The following is a 24,228-nucleotide window of genomic DNA, read 5'->3' on the forward strand; positions in this document are numbered from 1 at the left end:
TGCTGTGAATGATGTTATCTATCGGTATATGATTCCTGTTGCCGCAAAACGGTTCGAGCGTTCCTGCGAATTCCGGCTGCCTTCGCTCGTTTCACCGGACTTCCACGGAACTGCTCCCGGAAATCCTCGTCATTGATATCAGCAAGATCCCGCAGATTCGGAGCGAGCGCCGCATCCCGAGGCTCAAATGCCGCTTCGGTACTTTCCCTGGCGAAGGAGTTCCAGGGACAGACATCCTGGCAGATGTCGCAGCCGTAGACCCAGGACTCGAAATCCCCATCTACATCGGCAGGGAATTCCTCTCCACGGTACTCGATGGTGAGATATGAAATGCAACGCGAGGCGTCCACGACATACGGCTCGACGATGGCATCTGTGGGACAGGCATCGAGACAGGTAGTGCAGCTGCCGCAGAAATCCGGCATGATTTCCGCGTAATCCAGCTCAAGAGTCGTAATAATTTCTCCGAGGAAAACCCACGATCCGTAATCCCGGGTTATCACGTTGCTGTGTTTTCCCAACCAGCCGATCCCGGACCGGACGGCCCATGCCTTGTCCATGACAGGGCCTGTATCCACGTAGCGCCGGGACTCCGTACCGGGATATTCAATGCGTATCCAATCCTCGAGATCAGCGAGACGCTGATCCATCAGGTCGTGGTAGTCCTCGCCCCACGCATAGCGGGAAATTTTTCCCTTCCCTTTTTCGGTCGTGTGCTGCAACGGTGTGTAGTAATTCATGGCAACACTGATGACAGAGACGGCACCCTGCACAATTTCGCGTGGATCCTTCCGCCGTTCCAGCCGACGTTCCATCCAGTGCATTTCAGCCTGATATCCCTTCCCCAGCCATTCGTGCAGATGTGTCGCTTCCTGTCCGAGCGCTTCCGCCTTTGCGAAGCCCACATGCGTGAAACCGAGTCCCCTCGCTTTCTGCATGATCCGTTCAGATGCCTCGGCATGCGAGATTACCACCACGGTTCCTGTTCCTCCTCGGGAAGTTCGATATAGACATCGTCACCGTCCATCGAGACAGAAAACGTCGTCAGACGACTCGACGCATGCACGCAGCGTCCGTCAGTGATATCGTAGCGCCAACCGTGCATGGGACAGGTGATGATGTTGCCATCCAGCTCGCCCTCGTCAAGAACGGGGATGTGCTGATGCGGACAGAGGTTCTCAATTGCATAGACGCTGCTGCCACGTCGAAACAGCGCGATCTCCATGTCCTGCACACGCACCGACGTGCCTACTCCTTCACGGAGAGAGGCGAATGACGCGACACGGATGCGCTCGGCAGCCATTACGCTCCTCGTTTCCCGGCAGCGGTGAGTACGTCCTCGAGCTTCCCTTCATGAGCCGCCCGGTATCCTTTCTCGCCGTGTTCGACGAGCGAGGCCGGGATGGCGCGATCATGCTCAAACAGCAGAACATCACCAGACTCCACGGCACGCTTCAGCATCTGCTGCTTCTCCCCGAGCGTCACGATGGGCTGCAGGTCATAGCCCATGATCCACGCATCAGGGACATGCGAACACATCGGGATGAGATCCGCTGCGAAGACAAGGGACTGATCCCCGTCAACAATACGGACGATCTGCTGTCCGAACGTGTGCCCATTGACAACCTCGAGCTGCAATCCGGGCAGCAACTCTTCGTTGCCATCAAGAAGCTGCAGTTTACCGGCGTCCTCTATGGGACGAAAATTGTCTGGCATATAGCTCGCGCGGTCACGCTGAGAAGGGTTGCATGCCCAGGTCCACTGCTCGCGCTGCACATGATGCATGGCGTTGGGAAATGTCAGTCGCAGCGAGTCGTTTTCACGGATGACAGCGCCACCAATATGATCAAAGTGCAGATGGGTGGCTATCAGGTCGGTCACATCCGCAGGTGCGATGCCGAGCTGCTTCAACCCGCGCTCGAGGCTGACCTCGTCAAACTCAATTGCAAAAATGTCCTGAAATTTTCCGGAGTCCTTTCTACCGACGCCGGCGTCAACAAGAATGGTGTGCTCTGCATCGCGCAGCACGAGCGTGCGCATGGTCATCTCGATACGGTTCTGCGCATCGGCGGGATTTTTACGTTCCCAGAGATTCTTCGGGACAACACCGAACATGGCACCGCCATCGAGCTTGAAGTGGCCAGTCTCGATGGCGGCGATTTCAAAGCGGCCGAAACGAGTCCAAATCATCAGCGGCCAATCCCATCGAGGTATGTCACTTTCTCGCGAAGCTCTTCCTTGCTCTCCACATGATTCGGATCCGGGAGGCAGCAGTCGACAGGACATACGGCGGCACACTGGGGCTCGTCGTGGAAGGTCTCACATTCAGTGCACTTGTCTGGAACGATATAGAAAAAGTCCGCGGACCAAAAGCCATCAGCGCCCTTGGGAGAAGCATCACCTTCCCCGTATTCCTTGCCCCCGAGTTCCCACTCGGCGCCGCCCTCGTAAATGGCGGTATTCGGGCACTCGGGCTCGCAGGCTCCGCAGTTGATACATTCATCTGTGATATAAATTGCCATGAGGCATCCTCCAATCAAACGTGCTTCGATTCGTTGGGAAAAATGCTGTACTGCAGGTCGCAGCACGGGATGTGGTTCTGTTGTAGAACAACCATTTAGCTCAGCGAGGTTCCGTTTTACTGAAAAAGTGCAGTTTTTCACCACAGCTGCACTTCCACTCCCTCTCTGTGCCGTCTGCACGAACAGGAAAGACATACGCAGAGGCGGCATACGCATGCAATCGACCAATACATTATGCAGTTTCTGCATAATTTCAGCGCACAAATTATGCAGTTTCTGCATATTTGATACGCGACAGCAAAGAATAATACGAGCTTTCCGCACATTGCGCAATCGTTTGGCTGGCAGTTCTTGCCTCTGCGGATGCGCACATGTATATTTTGTTTTTCCATCGAATACAACGACAGAGCATGATCACACTGCCTTTCTCCTCCCTGCCGGGGACACCCGATCTTTTTGTTGACTACACGGAAAACGTCTCCGATGCTTCAAATTATTTCATGGGACATTTCCAGGACCTCCTCGCATACGAAACGCATCTTGGCGCACTTGAGCGCCGGGGATGCAAGCGTGAAGAACTGTACGAAATTCTCGTGCGGCAGAACAAGCAGTTCCGGGCGACGGACGCCACCTTTGCGAACCTCGAAGCCTTCCGTCAGGAACAAACGTTCACTGTGGTCACCGGGCAACAGGTCGGACTCTTCACCGGTCCCCTCTATTCCATCTACAAGGCTCTCACAGCTGTGCAGATGGCACGCTGGCTGACGGATCAGTTTCCCGGCTACCGTTTCGTGCCGGTGTTCTGGCTGGAAACCGAGGATCATGATTTTCTCGAAATCAATAATTGTGGCCAGATCAACGAAGAAAACAATTTCACGCACATCACATACGCGCAGCCGGAGGAAGACGCCCCCCGGAATCTCACCCCGATTCATCTCATGAACTTCGATGAGCGTATCGAGGAGAGCTTTGCGCAACTCGAGCAGGCACTGCCGGAAACAGACTTTACGCCGGATGTGCTGCGCATGCTCAGGCAGGCCTATGCCGAGGGTGAAGGATTGGCAAAAGCGTTCGCGCGATTTTTCAACGCGCTCTATCCTGACAGTGGGATGATTTTCCTCGATCCTTCCGATCATGAAGTCAAACAGCTCGCCGCCCCCGTCATTCTGCAGGAGCTCGAAACCTATCCCACGACGGGTGAGGAAGTCATCAAACGAAGCGCGGAACTGGAGGAACGCTATCACGCTCAGATCAAACCCCGGGCCGTTAACCTGTTCTTCATTCACAAGAACAACCGTTACTCGATCGAACCGAGCGAGTACGGGTTCTTCCTCAAAGGCACTCGCCAGCGCTTCACGCAGGAAGAGCTGCTCGAAATTGCCAACAATGAGCCGGAGCGGTTCTCCCCGAATGTGCTCCTGCGTCCCATCATGCAGGATTTCCTCCTTCCCACCGTCGCGTACATCGCGGGTCCTTCCGAGGTGTCGTATTTCGCCCAGCTTCAGCCGGCGTATGATCACTTCGGACTGCCCATGCCGCTGATCATTCCACGGGCGAGCCTGACCATCGTCGAACGAAAAGTGGACAAGGTGTTCAAGAAATTCGATCTCCCCTACAGCAGCATGTTTCTCGACAACGAGGAAGCATACCGCCTCATCAGTATGCGAAACGGACAGAAAGCGCGTTTCAATTTCGAGGATTTTCGCAGCCGCGTCGAGGAGCTGCTCGGAGAGATGGAATTCGCCGCTTCGGAGGAGGATGCGAATCTCGGCGGACCCGCCAATTCAACCTCGGGACAGGTACGGAAAGCGTTGTCGACCTTTGAGGACAAACTCTTCCAGCATCGCAAACAGCGTGATGACGTGCTCATGCGGCAAATAGACAAGATGCATGTCTACCTCGCGCCCGAAGGGAAACCGCAGGAACGTCAGTTGAACATCATCACCCTGCTCAATCGCTACGGCCGCGATGTTCTGCCCATGATCGAGGAGGCGTGCCAGCCGTTCCCGGCCGAACACCGCCTTCTCTTTCTCTGAGATCGCTTCCCTGCCTGCTGCTCCACACACGGGGCAGGCGCGTACAGCCTATTCCGGATATTTTTCAATCAACAGGTTGACCGTACGGTTGTAAAACCGTCCCTCTGGCAGCGCGTTGGGATACAGCGGGGTGCTTTCCCCATGTCCCACGGTTTTGATGCGCTCTGCACTCGCCTCCCCAAGCGTTTCACGCAGCTGCGCAGCGACGGCTTCCGCCCGCTGCTCTGAGAGCTTGAGGTTGTATTCGTCGCTCCCGATGACATCGGTATAGCCATTCACGGTGACAGAATCGGTTGCCGTGAGACGCGGATACACGAACTGTTCCATGATGGCGATATTGCGATCGCCGGGTTCGGCCACATCGAAGGGAAAGAGGATCAGACTTATTTTTTCCTTCGTGATCCCACCCTCGGTGACGGACACATTCTGTCGTCGCTCGCGTTTTACCTCCCGCACGCTGATGCGCACGGGATCGGATACATCACTGTCGCCCGCACGGTCGTGCACCTGCAGTCGGCAGAGCAGGTCGCCTTCGCTGGCCGGAAGGTTTCCGTCCCTGTTTTTCCAGTTCCAGCGAATACTTTTCTCCGGCTGTGAGCCCTTGCGCGTATCGAACGCCTGTCCCTGCTGTTCGATCGAGAGCACCCAGTTGTCGATCCCCTCTTCGGCCCTGATGGTCGGAGTAAAGACCACGTGATCGGGACGCACGCTGGCGATGCGACGGACAAACGTGACGGGTTTGAGCAGCTCCCAGCTGTCGGAATGCAGCTCGACACGGCGGTTTTCCGCCTGTCCCAGACTGTCGCGCGAAGATGAAGGCACAGGCGGCAGCGCCGCGGCATCAGTGCTGATGCGTCCTTCATCGATGCCCCAAACGGTCCGCAGGTAATTTCGCACTGCTTCCGCCCTGTCGGTTGCGAGCTGGGTATTTCGTTTTTCCGTTCCGGTATTGTTGAGGTATCCGGAGACCTGAAGCGTGGCGTCGGGCAGCTGGCGCATACGGCTCCCGAGCACATTGAGCACGTTGTAGTAGAAATCAAGCGCGCCTCCCTCAATTCCACTTTCGTCGAATTCCTGCAACGCCTCTGGTGCCAGTCTCTCATAGCGGTCGGGAATGACGGCCGATCCCTGGGCGAAAAAGATGTAGTTGAGCAGCGGGAAGGTTTCACGGATGATATCTTCTTCCATCAGCAGTTCCTGCGCCGAGGCCGCAAGATCCACAGCTGGAGTACCCTTGAATTTGTAACGCAACGTATATCCCTTGGCGACGATCTTGTCGGCGATGGCTTCAAAAATCCCTGCCAGATCTTCCGCGTTGCTGGCCTGGAAATGCTCGCCGCCACTGTTTTCAGCAAGTTTTACGAGAAAATTATTGGCCTTCGTCAGATAGTCGATGGTGAAGAACACCGTACCTGACCTATCGGCCTGCAGCGCTGTTGCGTCTTCGACTTCACTGGCATTGTCCTCTCCGTCGCTGAAAATGATGGCGAAGCTCTTATCCACCTTCCCCGTATCAGCTTCGATCTGCTGAGAGGCCGCATACGCTCCGTCGTACAGATACGTATTGCGCGTGAGGTTGCGCTCACGCAGAAGCTTTTGCGTGTAGTCTACGGCACGCGCCTTGTCATAGGTGTAGGGCAGGCGGATCATCGGGAGCGGCCGCCCGTTGTAGGTGAACGCTGGCGCTGCCTGTTCGCCTTCGCGGAAAAAAATGACCGACACCCGCACGGCATCCGAAAAACCGCGGATGGTTTTTTCCAGTGTGCTGCGGAGGAGATCCAGATACGGACTCATGGACTGGCTGTTATCCACCATGAAAATGATGCGCATCACCGTATTCTCGACAGCCGTGATTTCCTCGACGGAAAGAATCTCCGCGACTTTCCTGCCTTTGGTGATACTGAAATCGGAGGGTTTGAGTCCGGGGATATGCTCCCCTTTCTGATTGACGGGTGTCGTCGTCAGCAACATCGGATCGCCCTCCGTCACGGAACGCACCTCGGATTTTACCACCGAAGCGTGCGAACAGGTGAGCTTCATCGGGATGTCACTTTGTGCGAGGGTACGGACGGGGAAAGACAAAAGAGTGAGCAGCAGCAGAATTGTTGCGCAACGCATGCGGGAACTCCAGGAAAATGATCAGGCCAGAACAACTCCCCTGCTCCGGCACAGAGGCCATCAGAGCTTTCGATCCTTCCATACCACACGTCCGCCGAAGACCACGACAAACGGGAGAATCGTTACGTAGAGGAGGTAATACACTTCGAAGATAAGAAAATATCGAAACAGTTTCCGCTGCTTCAGCATGCGGAAAGGAAATGAAAGCAGAAGCGCATCTCCCGCGAATTTGCCGGCGACCCCGATCAGCCAACTCCAGAGTGGGAGTCCGATGCACGGCAGCACCAGTATGGCAGCATTCATCAGCCAGCCAATGCTCATGATACCGAAGCCTACGGGATGAATATCGAGGCCGCCCTTTCCCCATCGTTTTTTCTGCCGGTACAGTTCGCGTGCGTTGGCGCAGGCCTTGGACCAGACTAGTGTGTCGGGGGAAACCGGATAGCGCACGGTCCAATCAGTTTCGTATGCGATGGCCTTGAAGAGAATGAAATCCTCCGTCACACTGAAGCCGACGCCTTCATACCCGCCCACATCATCATAGGCCTGGCGTCGGAAGGACATGTTGTTGCCAACCGCACTGAGCGCATATCCCCAGCCCACACCGGCGGATGCGATGGTGAGCAGGTACGCCCAGTCCACGCTCTGCATTCCCGTGAACACGGAATCAAATTCGATCAATGTCACACCGCAGACACACCCGGTCTGTGCATCATATTGTGCGACAGTTTCCTGCACCCATCGAGGAGATACCCGGCAATCGGCATCGGTGGTAAGGATGATTTCACCACTGCTGGCTTCAATAGCCTGCGTGATGGCGTTTGCCTTGCCACGCAGACCATGAACGCTGCCTTCCGTACGCAGTTTGCGCAGGTGAGGAACACGCACCGCGTATTCGTCAATCAGTACACCGGTGTTGTCGGTGCTCTGATCATCAACAACAATGATCTCCATCCTGCCAGCGTATTCCAGTTCCGCAAGACTATCGAGGCAAACGCCGATGTTGTGTTCTTCGTTTCTGGCAGCCACGATTACGGAAACCGATGGCAGCTCTTCGGAAAGACGTTTATTGGTCGCTCTGCGTGCACCGGAATAGAACAGCAGGATCTTGAGCAGGTACGCAACAAGCAATATGAAATACAGCCACATCATGGCAAACGCTCCCCATCTCCGAGAGGCACTGTATGCAGGTGCTTTCCTCGGAGTACCGAAGCGACGATGCGGAGATTCTGCATCAACTGCTGACGCCTGTGCTCGCGGTCGTGCAGCACGAGTATATCCCCACCCCGCAGACGCGCGAGCCGCTGTCGCAGCAGCGCCTGCGGCAAACGATGATTCCAGTCTCCCGGCAGCTGTGACCACAGGACCGTTCTGCAACCGAGTGCGCGAACGATGGACAATTGACGCGGAAGGATGCGTCCGTACGGAGGACGATAGATGGTGGGACGCACGCCCGTCGCGTTCTCAATGCTGTCGAGAGACCGCGCGATGTCGTCTCGCAACTTCTGGTCGCTGAAACGAAGGATTCCCCTGTGCGCATTGCCGTGCGTTGCTGCCTCATGACCCGCATCGACGATGGCACGAGCTGTTTCGGGCAATCTGCGTACCGCTTCCCCGCTGAAGAACCATGTCGTCAGCATACGCTGACTATCGAGCAGCTCGAGCAATGCGTCGACAGGATGTGACGCCGGACCGTCGTCTATCGTGACAGCCAGGGATGAGGCGTCACGCAGACGATGCTGCACGCCCGGGTACATGCGGGGCAGCTCGGATTGCAGACGGTAGACTGCGTGACGATATGGTTGTGATAGTGACACCTGCGTGATGCGGACCACAGTCCGCTGCGCTTTCAGAATGAAATATTAAACCCGGGTCCCCAGTACGCCCAGTTGCGATCGTGATACTCACCGTGCTGACTTTTCCCTTCATAGTAGGCGATGAACACATCCACCCCGCTGCCACGCCAGCGACCGATCTTCACGCCGATCTGCGTGGAAACCGCTGCACCCCACCCATGCACATCCATGGCGCGCACATCGACTGCGACGTATGGATGGAAAGGAAGTCCGGCGGGAGAAATCCACGCGGCTTCGACGCCGCCCTGTGGATGCCATTTCCCGAGATCAGGTGGATCAATGTGATAGATGTACGTAAGTCCGGCATACACGCGCAGCCAGCGAAGATATTCAAGCGCAACGATGCCTTCGAAAAATTCCCTGCTGTACACACGGGGCAGCTGTTCCCGCCACGCCCCGATGTCCTTATCGAAGCTCCCGTCCACCAGGTGCGCACTGATGTGAGAGATACGCAGGCGAGCAGAAAGTACGGCATCCGTCGACAGACTGCGTCGGTACGATGCATTGAGTCCGAAAAGATAATCGACGGCATCAACGGGGAAATGGAAATCCTTTTCCTGCCGCAATGAGGTCCATGTAAAGAAATCCGCACCGATAGCCATGTCAGCACCACCAAACACATCTTTCCATGTCGCGATGTCGATGGAATTGCCAATGTCGAGGCGCAGGCGCTCGTTCTGTACAAGGCGAGTCAGTCCGACACGCGGTTCGAGATGCGAAGCCTGCAACGGCGCAAACAGCAGGCGACTTTCATGAAAGACGGAGGAATCACCGGATTGCGAATATGCGGGTTGAAACACTGCAAGAAAGCAGAGGGCAAGGAAGGTGGGCGTTTTCATGGAAGCCAAACTACGAGTCTTCGTCCTCATCCGCAAAGAGATCCGGATCATCGATTTCATCATCGGCCACGAAGAGTCGTGAACAGATATCTCCATCGAAATTTCCTGTCTCGTTGCAATTGCGGAATCGATCCTGCAACTGGTCGAGATGAGTCGCTTCATCACTCGTTGCCAGGTCATCCATATCGTTGCAGTTAAGACAGAACCGAACGTCGTGCTCGGGAGCGCGCTGCCTTCGTGTTGACTTCCTGATATCTTTTTTATCCATAGGGACTTACTACGATAAACTGCCTTCACATAATACGAAGAAAACAGCGTTGCCCGCAAAGAAATTCCCCTTATGGATTTTTATGTATTCTTCATTCCCGAGAGCGCATTTCACTCGTAGCGAAGCGCGTCGATGGGATCGAGATTCGACGCCTTCCAGGCAGGATATGTGCCGAAGGCAACCCCGATAAAGCAACAGATCAGAATGCCACCCGCGATCCATCCGATCTCGACGACGGGATCAATTTCCAGCGCCACGGCGAGTATGTTGCCCGCGGCAAGTCCAAGCACGATACCCACGAGTCCCCCGAGCACGGAGATCACCACAGCCTCTGAAAGGAACTGCGAGACGATGGACGATCGCGTGGCTCCGACGGCCTTACGCACACCGATTTCCTTCGTGCGCTCGGTCACGGAAACAAGCATGATATTCATGATGCCAATGCCTGCAGCGAGCAGTGCGACCGCAGCAATTGCCAGTGTACCGATGCGCACCATCGATGTTGTTTCATTGAACTGACGGATGACGGATTCGTTGGAAAATATCGCGAAGTCGTTTTCCTCTCCCGGAGGCACGTCACGCACGGCACGCAGAATGCCAATGACGTTGTCACGGACATCAGCAAAATTTTCTCGGGACTCCGACTGCACCATGATATGTATTGAGCGGTTTTTTCCGAAGCGCTCGAAGAATGTCGTGATGGGAATGATGAAATAGCGGTCCTGGTTTCCGAAAAAACCACCGCGTTGTTTCAGCGTCCCTATCACTTTGTAATGCACACCCCCGAGCACAACGTCCTCGCCGACAGGATTGTACGATGGCGGGAAGAGGATGCGCTTGAGATCGTAGCCCAGCACGACAACCTTCCTTGTCAGATCGAGATCCGACTGCATGATGGGCCGCCCCTGGTCAATGTCCCACTGATTCGTCACGAGTCCGGCGGGCGTCTCCCCTGCCACGGAGATGTTGGGATTGGTCGTGCGCTTTTGCCAGCGGACCTCAAAACCGAATTTCCAGACCTCGAGTCCGACAGCCTTCGCGCCTTGCGTCCGCTGCGCCACCGCGAGTCCCTGCTGATACGTGATATCCTGCCGGTTCCGCATGCGCATGTGCCATTCCGGTCCGCCCCCCTGGTTGTTCGGATATTTCTGCACCTGAAAGGTGTTGGCACCGAGCGCGCTGAGTCCCCCCTCGATGCTGTTCTGCAGGGCTCCGAGCGAAGTCATGACAGAGATAATGGAGAACACCCCGATGGCAATGCTCAGCAGGGTGAGAAAGGAGCGCAACTTGTTGCCTCGCAGCATCTGCCAGGCGGTGGTAATACTTTCACCGATTTGCATGGGAACCTCGCTATTCGTAGCGAAGGGCGTCGACGGGATTCATCTTCGCCGCTGTGTACGCAGGCACGATGCCCGAGATGAGTCCGACAGCGATGGAAATGGACATGGAAAGTCCGACCACCCAGAGCGGCATGCTCGATGGCAGAACTTCGTCGATAATCAAACTGAGCGGCCAGGAAATGGCCAGTCCAAGTATGCCGCCGATCAGACAGATCGTCGCGGCCTCGATCAAAAACTGGAAGAGAATGGAGCGGCGCTTTGCACCGAGTGCCTTGCGGGTACCGATTTCCTTGGTCCGCTCCTTGACGGACACGAACATGATATTCATGATGCCGACGCCGCCGACAAGCAGAGAGAGCGATGTGATGAGAAAACCGACCACACCGATGGTACTGACCACGCCATCGAATACCTGTTTGAGAAAATCCTGCGTATTGACGCCGAAGTCGTTTTCCTCTCCTGGAGGGACCCCGCGAATACTTCGGAACACTCCGATCATTTCCGCCTTCGCGTCCTCCTTCGCCACCCCTTCACGCATTTTCACGTGGATATCTATGCTTCGATTGGTGCCGAAAATCTTCAGGAAATTTTCCATGGGAATAAAGGCCTGCGTGTCCTTGCTGAACATGCTGGTCCCGAGAAAATCTCCCTCCTTTTCAAAGACACCAATGACGCGATAACTGTAGCCTGAGATCTTTATGGTTTTCCCGATCGGATCCTCACGCTCAAACAAATTGTTGGCAACATCATAACCAATGACGCAGACGGGACGCCCTGCGTTCGATTCGTAGAGGTTGAAGAACCGTCCTTCCTCAGGCACGACACCTGAAGTGATCTCGTATTCAGGGACGGTCCCATTGACGTTGCCCTTCACCGACCGGTTCTTGTATTTCATGGTGCGCTGCCAGGTACTGACGACAGGCACGACGGCTTCGGCGAGCTGGAAGCGATCCTTGAGTTCTTCCGCCTGCTCGACGGTCACATCCTTGCGGTTGCGCGCTTTCCACCACTCCCCGCCGAACCAGTCCCACTTACTCAGGTAGTACACGTCCGTCCCGAGTGAGGAAATGCTCTTGTCGAGCGCCGCCCCGAGTCCTTCAATCACGGTGGCCATCAGGGTGACAACCACGACGCCAATCACGATTCCGAGTGTGGTGAGAACAGAGCGCAGCTTGTTCGCGCCAATCGCTGTCAGCGCAATTCGAATGCCCTCTTTGAAATCGTGAAGTGTCAGCATGATCTGGTTACTCCGATACTGCGTACGTCATCGGATTCTCCACTTTCTCGTCGCTGGCAATTTTACCGTCGAAGAGCCGGAGAATGCGATGGGCATGCGATGCGATATCTTCTTCATGCGTCACCAGGATAATGGTGTTCCCTTTTTCGTGGAGATCCACCATCAACTGCATAATTTCGATACCGGTTTTCGAATCCAGGTTACCCGTCGGTTCATCCGCGAGGATAATGGATGGATTATTCACCAGCGCCCGCGCGATGGCGACACGCTGACGCTGACCGCCGGAAAGTTCATTCGGCTTGTGCGTCATGCGATCACCCAGACCGACGGCAACCAGTGACGCCTCCGCCCGCTCTTTTCTATCAGAGGCAGGAACACCGGCGTAAATCAGCGGCAGTTCCACGTTATGCAATGCGGTAGAGCGTGGAAGAAGATTAAAGGTCTGGAACACAAAACCGATTTTACGATTCCGGATCTCAGCCAGTTCATTGTCGTCGAGGTCACCCACATTCTGTCCCCCGAACTCATACAATCCCGAGGTCGGTGTATCGAGACAGCCGACAACGTTCATCAGAGTGGACTTCCCCGAACCCGAGGGTCCCATGATGGCGACGTACTCGTTCTCCTCGATGTCGAGGGAAACGCCGGAGAGTGCATGTACGAGTTCAGCACCCATGTCGTAGGTTTTTACGACGTCCTTGATATGAATCAATGCCATGCGAAGTTTCCGTTAGTTGCTGAACGACTGCTTGCGAGTAACCTTGTTGTCGATGCGAACCCTCGAGCTGTCATTGAGCTCGCGGCTGATGGCCCGGTAGCTGCCCTTGACCACTTCATCCCCCTCGTCGATACCGCTGAGGATTTCGATATACGAATCGCTGGAGATACCGGTTTCGACAACTTTTTTCCGCGCGAATCCTTCTTCGATAACGAATACGACTTCCTGCGGCTTGTCGCGACGCTTTTCTTCACGGTCCGTGATGCCTTCGATCTGCACGTCGCCGTACTCCTCGTCGCTGTCCATTCCTTCCTCGCCCTTGTCCTCCTTGCGTTCACGCGTGGTGACACTCTGCAGCGGTACGGAGAGCGCATCGCTGTGTGTGTCGGTCTCGATGTTGGCAGAGCAGGACATACCGGGACGGAAAATTTCATTCTCGGTATTGATGATGAGGCGTACCTCGAAGTTGGTCACTTCCTCCTGCGTACCGAGTCCGGTGGTCGTTGCCGTGTTGGCGATCTGATACACCGTCGCGTTGAACAGTCGGTCGGGATAGGCATCCACATCGATACGTGCGGTATCGTTGAGGCTGATCAGCACCACGTCATTCTCATTGACCTCGACCCGCGCCTCCATGATGGAAAGGTCGCTCACCGTCATGATCTCGGTTCCCTGCGTAAAACTGGATCCGGAGACGCGCTCGCCCAGCTTGCTGATGCGCTGCGTGACGACGCCGTTGATCGGAGAATAAATCGCGGTTTTGTTCAGGTCTTCTTTCGCGCGCGAGAGTGTCGCCTCGGCGTTCTGCACGTCGAAACGGGCGGCATCGACATTGGCCCTGGCCACTTCAAACGTGCTCTTGATCGACTCGAGATCAGCTTCCGACACCAGTCCCTTACTGAACAGCTCCTGCTGCCGCTTGAATTCACTTTCCACTTTGCGAAAATCCGCCTGGCGCTGCACGAGCATGGCCTTGGTCCGATTCAAATTCGCGATACTCTGATCACGCTGCGCCTTGTACGTATCGGGCTTGATGCGCACGAGAAGCTGTCCTTTCGTGACCTCGTCCCCTTCCTCGACAGGCAGTTCGATAATTTCGCCACTGACTTCGGCGTTGATTTTCACCTGTGTCTGCGGCTGAATTTTCCCCGTCGCTTCAACGACCTGGGTGATGGTACGGCGCTCGACCTTCTCTGTCTGCACGACGATGATGTCGTCTTTTTTGCTGCCGAGAATAACGGCAACGACGATGATGACGAGCAGCACGCCGAGCGCGGAGAAAATAATGATTTTCTTCTTCCTGTTTTTCCCGTTCTTGGCCATGTGGGATGCCTCTGAAGCTCTGTTAGTTAGTACTGTATGCGACCGAGTTGATAGTCCATTTGCTTGCGCGCAACCAGGTAATTGTAACGCGCATTGACGACATCGGATTCCGCCAGCGTGAAATTCGCGTTGGCGGTAATCATGTCAAGCAGCGTACCGGCACCGAGGTTGTATCGTTCCTGCGCGATACGCTGATCCTCTCGGGCGGACTGCAATTTTTTCTGGCTGATCTCCGCGTTTTTCTCCGCCGCTTCGAGATCATTGAGTGCACGCATGATATCGGTGGCGATGCGGCGGCGGAGCTGTTCACGCGTGTACTCGGCATCCTTGAGCGCAATTTCAGAACGCTGGACATTGGAGGAAATCTGGAAATTGGAGAATATCGGCAAACTGATGCTGATCCCGTAATAGAATCGATCGTACTGGTCGAAGGCCTCCAGCGCAAGATTATTCCAGGTGTACTGCGCAAACGCATTCACCTGGGGATAATGTCCCGACGATGCGATAGACACGCCTTTCTCGGCACTCTCCACGGTCAGCTCCGACTGCCGCATGTCCGACCGGGTTTCAAGTGCCGTCGCCACCATTTCCTCGAAGTCTGACAGAGATGCGCGGTATGACTGCATTTCCGTGGTCGTAATCTCTTCAGGAACATCACCGCTGTAAAGAGCGAAATCGGGACGTGGCGAAATACCGAGCAACGCCTGAAGATCCACATTCGCATTGCTTGCGTTGTTCTCGGCTTCGATCACGGCGAGTTCGTCATTGCCGACGGTCACCTGCTGCCGGTACACATCCGCCTGCGGCACGGATCCTACCGCATTCATCTCCTTGATGCGATCGAGCTGACCGCGGCTGCGCTCGAGATTGCTTTCCGCGACGCGCACCAGCTGCTCGAAACGCAGCACATTGAAAAAGCTCTGCTGCACGAGAAAAACGATGTTTTCTTTGGTGCGCTTGAATCCCTGCTCTGACGCTTTGTAATCGAGAAGACTCTGGTCTGCCGTATTGAAATTGCGCAGACCGTCAAATACCGTCAACCCGGCCTCGACGTTGTAGGAGTAGGAATTCCGCGACGTGAAAAGCTCGTTTCCGCGAATACCGATCTGGTCGCGATCATAGCGCGTCCAGCTCCCGCGGGCGGAGAGACTCGGCAGAAAGTCACCGAGTGCCTGTTTCCGGAAAGTTTTACTGCGATCGACGCTGTTTTCCGCTCGAAGGACCTCAATATTATGCTTCAGTCCTGTTTCAACGCAGCGGTCCAGCGTGTACGCACCCTGTGCCGTCGTCTGCGCCTGCGCGGGAATCGCGCAGATTACTGCGGCGACAAGAGCGATGATTGTCCGATAGCGATTCATGTGCGTGGGTTGTCCTGTGCTGATTGGGCAGATGCGATGTGTCGGCACCCGCAGTAACAGACGAATTTGGTGTATGAAAGTTTCATTCCTTCAGGGTATCGGGCAGACTTTTCAGCTGACTCTTTCTTGAACGCGGCTTTTTCCGCAGTGGCTGGCTGAGAACCTCATCCTTGATTTTCTCTAAGTACGCCAGCGCGGCATCCCTGTCGTTGGGGATAATACCGTCAAGCACGGCATCCTCGATGCGCGTTTTCAGTACACCGACGGCCACTCCGGGCTTGATCCCACACACCTTCATGATAGTCTCCCCGTCCACCGGCGGCTGCCAGTTGCGGAGCCTGTCACGCTCTTCGACCTCAAGCAGGCGTTCGACAAGATTGTCGTAGTTGCGCAGATAGCGCTTGACCAGTTTGGGGTTTTTCGACGTGATATCAGAGCGACAGAGCTTGAGAAGTTCATCCAGATCCTCGCCGGCATCGAAAAGCAGCCGCCGCATGGCGGCATCGGTGACTTCTTCGTTGATCAGAGCGATGGGTCTCAGGTGCAGCAGCACCATTTTGCGGACGAAAGGAACAGGTTCGAGTGGCAGTTTCATGCGCCGGAATATGGGTTTCACCATGCGCGCGCCGACTTCGGGATGCCCGTGAAACGTCCATCCGGTACCTTTGACAAAATCTTTCGTCCTGGGTTTCGCGATATCGTGCAAAATGGCGGAAAAACGCAGCCAGATATTATCACTCACACCGCAGAGATTGTCGAGCACCTTCAGTGTATGATAGAAGACGTCCTTGTGATGGAAGTTCCGAACACCGTCAGGATACTCGACCGAGCGCTGATCTACGCCAGCCAGAGTGTGAAATTCCGGGAAAATGAATTCCATCAGTCCATTTTCCAGCATCGGCGCGAACCCGAGCGAGGGCCTGTCGCATGCCAGCGTTTTCAAAAACTCATCACGTATGCGTTCCATGGACACAATCGTAATGCGCTCCTTCATCTCACGGACGGCAGCGAGAATATCCGGCGCAAGCGTGAACTCAAGCTGTGCGGCAAAGCGAAATGCCCGCATCATGCGCAGAGGATCGTCGGAAAAGGTGGCTGCAGGCTCCAGCGGGGTTCGCAATAGCCCTTTCTCCAGATCCGCCATACCGTCGTGCGGATCTATGAGCTGACCGAATCCGTCCGGCATCAGCGACACCGCCATGGCATTGACGGTGAAATCCCTCCGCCGAAGATCATCCTCTATCGTCCCCACAGACACCACCGGTTTGCGGGAATCCGGATGATATTCCTCACGCCGTGTTCCAACGAATTCGATCTCGGTCCCGTCAATCATCAGGCGGGCTGTACCGAACTTCTCAAACGTCACGACTTTCGAGGAGGAAAAGACCTCGTGTACTTTGCGGGCAAAGGCAACACCGTCTCCCACGACGCTAATATCGATATCCCTGGTCGGACGTCCGAGAAGGACGTCACGCACATAACCACCGACGACGTGCAGGAGAACCCCCTCCTCCGCGGCCAGCTCTCCAAGCCGCTTCAGCATCCCTTCAGGTAATTTTATATTCATCGAGCGCATGTTGTGACTATCAAATACAGCATGCACCACAACTGGCCCCTCGTGCGATTGTTCAGGCGTGCCCCCCCGGCCCGGTGCAGTGCAATGTTCTTATTCAGCTAATTTAGGAAAGACGGCGCTGGAAAACAATGAAAAGCAGTGTGAGCGCATTTGTTGAACAACATGCGAACTGCCACAGCTCATGCCATTATGGCAGTCCCGGCTGACACGGAGGCAACAATCTTGACAGCGCTGTCATGCGTGCATGGCGTTTTCACTCGGAAAGCGGGTTGGTACAGTGTTTGCATCAGTACGTATGAACTTTTTTAACGCGAAGGAGCACACCATGCCGCATATCAAATTTGACCCGATGAAAGAGCTTGAGTATCTGAGCCAGCGCATGCGAAAGTTTGCGGACGAGTTTCCTGAAACCTTTTCCTTTGAATTCGGCAAGGGTTTTGAACCGAAAATTGATATTTACCGCAAGGGCGATGAAATCCATGTGAGCGCTGAGCTCCCCGGCATGGTGAAAAGCGACGTGCAGCTTTCCTTTACCGACGGTGTATTGCGCATCCAGGGCAGTAAGAATGCGCCGGTATCGGAGGAAGAGGTGAAAGTTGTGCGTGGCGAACGTTCTTTCGGAGGTTTTGACCGCGAGGTCGCGCTTGGCAGCGATATTGACCCGGACAGCCTGTCCGCGACGATGAAGGACGGCGTCCTTTCCGTTGTCATGCGCCTGAAGACAGCAAAAGGCTCTGCGGAACGAACCATCACCATTGACTAATCTGCATTTACAACATAAAGACTTAAAGGAGTGAGCATTCATGGGTAAAATCATTGGAATAGACCTTGGGACTACCAATTCCGTCGTCGCTGTCATGGAAGGAAGCACCCCGACGGTTATCCCGAATTCCGATGGAGGACGCACAACGCCCTCGATGATCGGTTTCAAAAAGGACGGTGAACGTGTCGTTGGCAACGCCGCTAAACGGCAGGCTGTCACGAATCCCCACAACACCGTGTATTCAATTAAACGCTTCATGGGTCGCCGTTTCGACGAGGTCTCCCATGAGATCGAGGAAGTTCCATACAACGTCATTTCCGGAGACAACGAATCGGCACGCGTGAAAATCGACGATCGTGTGTACTCTCCGCCCGAACTGAGTGCTGTCATACTGCAGGCATTGAAGAAATCGGCCGAAGAGTACATTGGCGAGAAGGTCACCGAAGCCGTCATTACCGTGCCGGCGTATTTCAATGACTCTCAGCGCCAGGCAACGAAGGATGCCGGTGAGATCGCGGGTCTGACCGTCCGCCGTATCATCAACGAGCCGACGGCAGCCGCGCTGGCATACGGACTCGATAAAAAGGACGCCCAGCAGAAAATCGCAGTCTACGATCTCGGTGGTGGTACGTTCGATATCTCCATCCTCGAGCTCGGCGACGGCGTCTTTGAAGTGAAGTCCACCAACGGTGATACACATCTCGGTGGTGACGATTTCGATCAGCGTTTGATCGATTTCCTTGCGGACGAATTCAAGACCGCAGAAGGGATCGACCTGCGTAAGGATGCCATGGCGCTGCAGCGCCTGCGTGAAGCGTCCGAAAAGGCAAAGATGGAACTCTCCACACTCATGCAGACCGAAATCAACCTGCCGTTCATCACTGCAACGGCCGAAGGTCCGAAGCATCTGAACACGACGCTGACCCGCACGAAGTTCGAGCAGCTGACCGATGACCTGGTCAAGCGCACTGTTGAACCCTGCAAGGAAGCGCTGAAGGATGCCGGACTCACGCCCGGCGATATCGATGAAGTCATCCTCGTCGGTGGTTCCACGCGCATCCCGCGTGTGCAGGATGTCGTCAAGGAGCTGTTCGCACGCGAACCGCACAAGGGCGTGAATCCTGATGAAGTCGTCGCCGTCGGTGCAGCCATCCAGGGTGGCGTGCTTGCGGGCGACGTCAGTGACGTCCTCCTTCTCGATGTGACCCCGCTCTCCCTCGGCATCGAAACGCTCGGTGGCGTGATGACCACGCTCATCTCCTCGAACACCACGATTCCGACCAAAAAGAGCGAAGTGTTTTCCACGGCGGCCGACAGTCAGACCTCCGTTGAAATCCATGTGCTTCAGGGCGAGCGCCCCATGGCCAACGACAACCGTACGCTGGGACGCTTCCATCTCGATGGCATTCCCCCCGCACCGCGCGGCGTGCCCCAGGTCGAAGTCACTTTTGACATCGATGCCAACGGTATCCTGAACGTGCATGCGAAAGACAAAGCCACGAACAAGGAGCAGAGCATTCGCATTACGTCCTCAAGTGGACTCTCATCAGACGAAGTCGACAAGATGAAGCGCGAAGCACAGGAACACGCCGCGGAAGACAAAAAGCGCAAGGAGGATATCGACCTCCGCAACCAGGCCGACTCCCTCGTGTTCCAGACGAAGAAGCAGCTCGAGGAATTCAAGGATCAGCTTGACGACGCAACCAGGTCGCAGCTCGAAGAAGAAAGCAAAAAACTCGAGGAAGCAATCAAATCCAACGTCGCCGCCGATATCAAGGCAGCAATGGAACAACTGAACAAAACATGGAACGAAGCGTCCACGAAAATGTATCAGAATGCCCAGCAGCAGTCCGGCGCGGGAGCGCAGGACGGCGGACAGGCGGGCGGTGCCGATGCCGGAGCCGACAGTGGTGAGGCAGGTGCACAGGATGCGGATTACGAAGTCGTCGACGACGACAAGAAAGAATAACCTCTCACTCCAAGACAGCAGTCGCGCGGGTCGTTCTTCGGGACTTCCCGCGCGATTGTTTTTTGCGACTCCACGCGCTAATTTTCATCCAGGTATCTGAAAACACATACGGTTGAGACAATGATCAGCAAAGACCTTCTTGAAATACTTGCCTGTCCCATTGGAAAATCTCCCCTCCGCGAGGAAGACGGCAAACTCGTTTGCACGAGTTGCGGCGCCCGCTACCGCATAGAGGACGATATTCCCATCATGTTAATCGAAGAAGCAGAACTTCCCGACGGGGTAAGCAGCGCAGAGGAACTCCACTGCGGCGCTGATCGCAGCTGATCAGCCCTTGCCTCGCGGACTGGTATCCTGTCTGGACCGCGCTCCGGTCACATCCCCTCCCTTTGAAATTCCCGGCACCCCACATCGCGTGGGGTGTCGTCGTTTCTACCTCTTTGGCACCCTCTCTTCAGAGTACAAGATTTATTTCCCCTGATCTTGACATTTAGGGAATTATTGTACACTTTCCCGGAGTCTTTCATACACAAGTACTCAAGCCCGGACGAAACGTTCTTTGCTGCACGGCGGATGAGACCGTTCCTGCGCGTTTGTACGTACCCGTCCCGAGCAGCTTTGCGACCGTCTCGATAAAAACTCGACGTCCTCTCCCCTTCGGAGAGATGATTGCTCTGTCTGTATGGCGCTGAAACCAATTCAGCCCGTACTCACGCAGCAAAGCGATGCGTTGTCAACATGAGTCATGCCCCCGTCGCATGCTCACGAATGCACTGGAAACGACGCATCATGTTTACCGGTATGATTCTGTTACTGTTTGAGGAGGAAATCATGAAACTCGCGACAACCGGGTTTGTCGTCGCTGCACTATTGGCGATGGCGATCCCCTTACAAGCACAAAATGGATGGGGGGTGGACCGTTACGAAGGATTCCGCGCATCTGTGAACAATAAGGGGAACGTCTCCCAGATAACCTGGGTGACGGGTAATCTCGGCAACGCCTGGGATGAGGGCGAGTGGGTACCTTACTGCCTCACTCTTAAAAATGTCGACATGACTGTTGGCAGCGCGAATTTTTCCGACATCAAAATCAGTTATGATTTCACCAAGGGAAATCCTGCAGCACGTTTCGTGGACCTTGTGCGAGGGATACAGGTTGGTACATCGAATTCTCTGTACTTCCCTCTTGGAGTGGGATCAACCAGCAGTTACGGCTGGCCGGCTCCACCTGATCCGCATCCATTGAACGGAGCCCCTTGTCCCTTAACGAGCGCTCTGGAACTGTCCGCCGCACAGAACTGCCAGGATGCAAACGTCTGGGGCGGCACGAGAGCCGGCGCATGGAAACTCCTGAATCTGCCAAATGCGCAGATGAACCGCGACCTGACTACTACCCCGTTACAGTACGGTAGCATCGGAACGGAGACCGAATCGTTTCGCTGCTTCACGATAACCTACGATGACCTGCGAAACGCCGGTGGTACCGTTGGTGGTGGCGTTCCTGCGAATTATCAGGGTGATCTGCAGATCTATTTCTGTCTGCACCTGTCGCAGACATTCATCTGGAGTCTTTCTCTGCAGAGCCAGTTGAATACTTCACCGACAGATGATTGGGGCGGATATCTCTACGCCAATCCTCCGTTCAGCAATGATTCGAGGGACGGTTCAGGATTTGTTCCCGGGTCCTCTGGACATACAACACTTGTCGGTCCAGGGAGCAGAACAGTTTCGATTCCGATACCGCCTGCACCAATCGGTCAGATCTCTGGTTTGAAATTCTACGATGCCAATGCAGATGGTATTCAAAATGGATCAGAGCCCGTACTCGAAGGCTGGGAAATCTATATTACTACCAACGTAGGCGGAACACCCGTCTACTATACACGCGTGACGGATAATACCGGCGCCTACAGCCTTTCAGGACTGCCTGGAGGCGCGTACGTCGTCAGTGAGCAGTATCAAGGGCCCACACCGACTTCGGCGCCACCGCCGAACTATCCTTATGCTGCATTCGGCCAGTCCCCCCCATCAACGTGGGATGAATCCTTCCCCACGACTTCGTCAAGTATCAATAGCGGGACTGTGCTCGGCATGCCAACATCGGCAGCCGGGATTGCGCTGGGATATGCACCCGTGTCCTGGGGAGTGGATCTCATTGCAACGAACGTGCAGGGCGGAATTAACTTTGGCAATTTTGTGCCGCCCCCCCAGTGTTCCGTGACGGCATCAGTGGATGAAGTCTGTAACGATGGTTCGCCCGTGACCATAACCGCAGCACGTATTGCAGAGGGGACTCCGCCGTACACCGTCGCATGGTCGTATTCTGGTCCCCAGGGATCGAGTTGGACGCCGCCAAACAATACGACGTTCAGTTTCGACTTCGATCCACTCGGACAGCCGCCAGGGTTCTATACGTTCCAGGCCATCCTGACGGACGCAAACGGGCTTTCGACGCCGGCGCCCTACTGCGATGTTACTATCGAGGTACTCCCACTGCCCACGATTTCGGCAAGTGCCTCGCCCACCGCGATCTGCTTTGGATACTCATCGACGCTGACCGCAACAAGCAATGCTTCATCACCGTCCTTCGTGTGGACACCGGGCAACTTGACCGGACCGAGCATCACCGTATCCCCGACGACGACCACGACGTATACCGTCACGGTCACAGACGATGCGACGGATTGTGACAACAGCACGACAGTCGACGTCACAGTGAATCCGCTGCCAGCATGCTCCATAACGCCACTGGATGCCGTCTGTCCTAGCGCGACCACCGTACACAGCGCCCCTGCCGGCATGCAGGAATATCTCTGGGGCATCACAGGCGACGGCAGCATTATCGGCGCAAACAACCAGCAGACCGTAACGGTCGATGCCGCCATGGCCTGCAGTGGTTCTTACACTCTGAGTCTCTATATAAAAGATCAGAACGGTTGTGAGAACAATTGTTCCGAGACAATCACCGTGGGTGATTCCGAAGCACCATCTCTGACAGGCACCCTCCCGGGAGGACCGCAAGGCAACGTATGCATGAGCAACGCACCGGGCGCTCCCAGTATCTCGACGATCGCTGCGCAGTACACGGACAACTGCGGCAACATCACCGTCGTTCTAACCAATTCTTCTGTCACAGGAGATGATTGCAGCTGGACAGCCGAGTATACGTATACGGTGCGCGATGACTGCCAGAATTTCGTCACACCGAATCCGGTCGTAACGTACACCGGCGGCGACACGGAAGCTCCAACCCTCAGTGGCACGCTCCCGGGTGGAGATCTTGGCAACGCCTGCCTGAGTGCTGCACCTGCGGCACCGACCGAGGCAAGTATCGCGGCACTGTACACCGACAACTGCGGTACCGTCACGGCGACGCTTACCAACTCCAGTGTCACCGGCACGGATTGCGACTGGACTGCAGAGTACACGTACTCGGTGCAGGATCAGTGTCAGAACAGTGTACCCGCGGTAGTCACCTACACCGGAGGCGACGATGAAGCACCTTCGTTCGTTGGTCCGAATCCGGGCTATGATCTGGGCAATGCCTGCCTGAGTGCTGCACCTGCGGCACCGACCGAGGCAAGTATCGCCGCGCTGTATACGGACAACTGCGGCATCGTGACCGCTACCCTGCTCAGCGCTGATGTAACGGGAACAGACTGCGACTGGCAGGCCCGTTATGAGTATAAAGTAGAGGACGAGTGCCAGAACTTCGCAAGCAACCTCGTTGTCATTTACACGGGTGGCGATACGGAGGCACCCTCCCCGATCGCTCAGCTGCCAGGCGGACCCGTCGGCAATTACTGCAAGGGTGCATATCCGGTTCCGACAGAAGCCAGCATTGCTGCACTGTACACCGACAATTGTGGAATTGTGACAGCAACCTTGCTCACCTCGAACGTCACGGGTACAGACTGCAACTGGACAGCAGTCTACACCTACACGATTCAAGACGAATGCCAGAACTTTGCGTCGCCAGCGGTCGTGACCTTCACCGGCGGCGACACCGAGGCGCCCAGTCTGACCGGCACACTGCCCGGTGGACCCATGGGTAATCTCTGCAAGAGCAATGCCACGCCGGCTCCGGCCGAAGCGCTCATTGCCGCGCAGTACACCGACAACTGCGGCATCGTGACCGCGACTCTCATCAACTCCGATGTCTCGGGAACCGACTGTGCTTGGACCGCAACCTACACCTACACGGTTGAGGATGAGTGTCAGAACCTGGTCAGCCCCAATCCTGTCATCGTCTTCACCGGCGGCGACACCGAGGCGCCCAGTCTGACCGGCACACTGCCCGGTGGA

Annotated in this window: 20 protein-coding genes; 5 read left to right on the forward strand and 15 right to left on the reverse strand. The window is 55.5% G+C overall.

Features of this window, described 5'->3' with window-relative positions:
* Window positions 1-14: 14 nt before the first annotated feature.
* Genes queG through KQI65_06720 form a run of 4 tightly spaced genes read right to left on the reverse strand, consistent with a single transcriptional unit; the run spans window position 15 to window position 2,522 of the window.
* Window positions 15-938 (reverse strand): tRNA epoxyqueuosine(34) reductase QueG, encoded by a 924-nt coding sequence (gene queG, locus KQI65_06705; GenBank protein MCB2204424.1) that lies wholly within the window; start codon window positions 936-938, stop codon window positions 15-17.
* A 29-nt stretch (window positions 939-967) separates the two neighbouring features.
* Window positions 968-1,303, reverse strand: coding sequence for a Rieske (2Fe-2S) protein (locus KQI65_06710; GenBank protein ID MCB2204425.1), 336 nt, complete (start codon window positions 1,301-1,303; stop codon window positions 968-970).
* The gene (locus KQI65_06715; protein MCB2204426.1) at window positions 1,303-2,190 is read right to left on the reverse strand and encodes an MBL fold metallo-hydrolase; all 888 of its coding nucleotides are present in this window, start codon (window positions 2,188-2,190) and stop codon (window positions 1,303-1,305) included. Before KQI65_06715 ends, KQI65_06710 begins: the two co-directional genes overlap by 1 nt.
* Entirely contained in the window at window positions 2,190-2,522 is a 333-nt protein-coding gene (locus KQI65_06720) for a 4Fe-4S dicluster domain-containing protein (protein MCB2204427.1), read from the reverse strand. The genes KQI65_06715 and KQI65_06720 overlap by 1 nt, the downstream gene beginning before the upstream one ends.
* Before the next feature lie 410 nt (window positions 2,523-2,932).
* On the opposite strand from KQI65_06720, the gene bshC reads away from it, so the two are divergent.
* Window positions 2,933-4,558 carry a bacillithiol biosynthesis cysteine-adding enzyme BshC gene (gene bshC, locus KQI65_06725; protein MCB2204428.1) on the forward strand — a complete coding sequence of 542 codons (1,626 nt, stop codon included), beginning with the start codon at window positions 2,933-2,935 and terminating at the stop codon, window positions 4,556-4,558.
* Window positions 4,559-4,606: 48 nt separating this feature from the next.
* Here the strand turns inward: bshC and KQI65_06730 are convergent, their stop codons facing one another.
* The 11 genes from KQI65_06730 to KQI65_06780 all read right to left on the reverse strand — a co-directional run bounded on the left by KQI65_06730 (window position 4,607) and on the right by KQI65_06780 (window position 17,182).
* Window positions 4,607-6,676, reverse strand: a complete 2,070-nt coding sequence (locus KQI65_06730) for an OmpA family protein (protein ID MCB2204429.1) — start codon at window positions 6,674-6,676, stop codon at window positions 4,607-4,609.
* Window positions 6,677-6,736: 60 nt separating this feature from the next.
* Window positions 6,737-7,828: a glycosyltransferase gene (locus tag KQI65_06735; protein ID MCB2204430.1), complete on the reverse strand. Its 1,092-nt coding sequence runs from the start codon at window positions 7,826-7,828 to the stop codon at window positions 6,737-6,739.
* Window positions 7,825-8,493: a polysaccharide deacetylase family protein gene (locus tag KQI65_06740; GenBank protein MCB2204431.1), complete on the reverse strand. Its 669-nt coding sequence runs from the start codon at window positions 8,491-8,493 to the stop codon at window positions 7,825-7,827. Before KQI65_06740 ends, KQI65_06735 begins: the two co-directional genes overlap by 4 nt.
* Window positions 8,494-8,525: 32 nt before the next feature.
* Window positions 8,526-9,371 (reverse strand): DUF1207 domain-containing protein, encoded by an 846-nt coding sequence (locus tag KQI65_06745; GenBank protein MCB2204432.1) that lies wholly within the window; start codon window positions 9,369-9,371, stop codon window positions 8,526-8,528.
* A gap of 10 nt (window positions 9,372-9,381) precedes the next feature.
* Window positions 9,382-9,639 (reverse strand): hypothetical protein, encoded by a 258-nt coding sequence (locus tag KQI65_06750; GenBank protein ID MCB2204433.1) that lies wholly within the window; start codon window positions 9,637-9,639, stop codon window positions 9,382-9,384.
* Window positions 9,640-9,749: 110 nt separating this feature from the next.
* A complete protein-coding gene (locus KQI65_06755) occupies window positions 9,750-10,979 on the reverse strand; it encodes an ABC transporter permease (GenBank protein MCB2204434.1) in 1,230 nt (409 codons plus the stop codon).
* A 10-nt stretch (window positions 10,980-10,989) separates the two neighbouring features.
* Window positions 10,990-12,216: an ABC transporter permease gene (locus KQI65_06760; GenBank protein MCB2204435.1), complete on the reverse strand. Its 1,227-nt coding sequence runs from the start codon at window positions 12,214-12,216 to the stop codon at window positions 10,990-10,992.
* A 7-nt stretch (window positions 12,217-12,223) separates the two neighbouring features.
* Entirely contained in the window at window positions 12,224-12,928 is a 705-nt protein-coding gene (locus tag KQI65_06765) for an ABC transporter ATP-binding protein (protein ID MCB2204436.1), read from the reverse strand.
* Window positions 12,929-12,946: 18 nt separating this feature from the next.
* A complete protein-coding gene (locus tag KQI65_06770) occupies window positions 12,947-14,257 on the reverse strand; it encodes an efflux RND transporter periplasmic adaptor subunit (GenBank protein ID MCB2204437.1) in 1,311 nt (436 codons plus the stop codon).
* Between the two features lie 26 nt (window positions 14,258-14,283).
* The gene (locus tag KQI65_06775) at window positions 14,284-15,615 is read right to left on the reverse strand and encodes a TolC family protein (GenBank protein MCB2204438.1); all 1,332 of its coding nucleotides are present in this window, start codon (window positions 15,613-15,615) and stop codon (window positions 14,284-14,286) included.
* Between the two features lie 82 nt (window positions 15,616-15,697).
* Window positions 15,698-17,182 (reverse strand): CCA tRNA nucleotidyltransferase, encoded by a 1,485-nt coding sequence (locus KQI65_06780; GenBank protein ID MCB2204439.1) that lies wholly within the window; start codon window positions 17,180-17,182, stop codon window positions 15,698-15,700.
* A gap of 334 nt (window positions 17,183-17,516) precedes the next feature.
* Here KQI65_06780 and KQI65_06785 point away from each other — a divergent pair, with 334 nt between their 5' ends.
* The 4 genes from KQI65_06785 to KQI65_06800 all read left to right on the forward strand — a co-directional run.
* Window positions 17,517-17,954 carry an Hsp20/alpha crystallin family protein gene (locus KQI65_06785; protein MCB2204440.1) on the forward strand — a complete coding sequence of 146 codons (438 nt, stop codon included), beginning with the start codon at window positions 17,517-17,519 and terminating at the stop codon, window positions 17,952-17,954.
* A 40-nt stretch (window positions 17,955-17,994) separates the two neighbouring features.
* Window positions 17,995-19,923, forward strand: a complete 1,929-nt coding sequence (dnaK, locus tag KQI65_06790; protein ID MCB2204441.1) for a molecular chaperone DnaK — start codon at window positions 17,995-17,997, stop codon at window positions 19,921-19,923.
* 120 nt (window positions 19,924-20,043) lie between these two features.
* Window positions 20,044-20,250 (forward strand): Trm112 family protein, encoded by a 207-nt coding sequence (locus tag KQI65_06795; protein ID MCB2204442.1) that lies wholly within the window; start codon window positions 20,044-20,046, stop codon window positions 20,248-20,250.
* Window positions 20,251-20,754: 504 nt separating this feature from the next.
* On the forward strand, window positions 20,755-24,228 hold a 3,474-nt coding region (locus tag KQI65_06800), incomplete at its 3' end, for a hypothetical protein (GenBank protein MCB2204443.1).

Source organism: bacterium (genome assembly GCA_020444325.1).
Classification (GTDB): Bacteria; Bacteroidota; Ignavibacteria; order SZUA-365; family SZUA-365; genus BM516.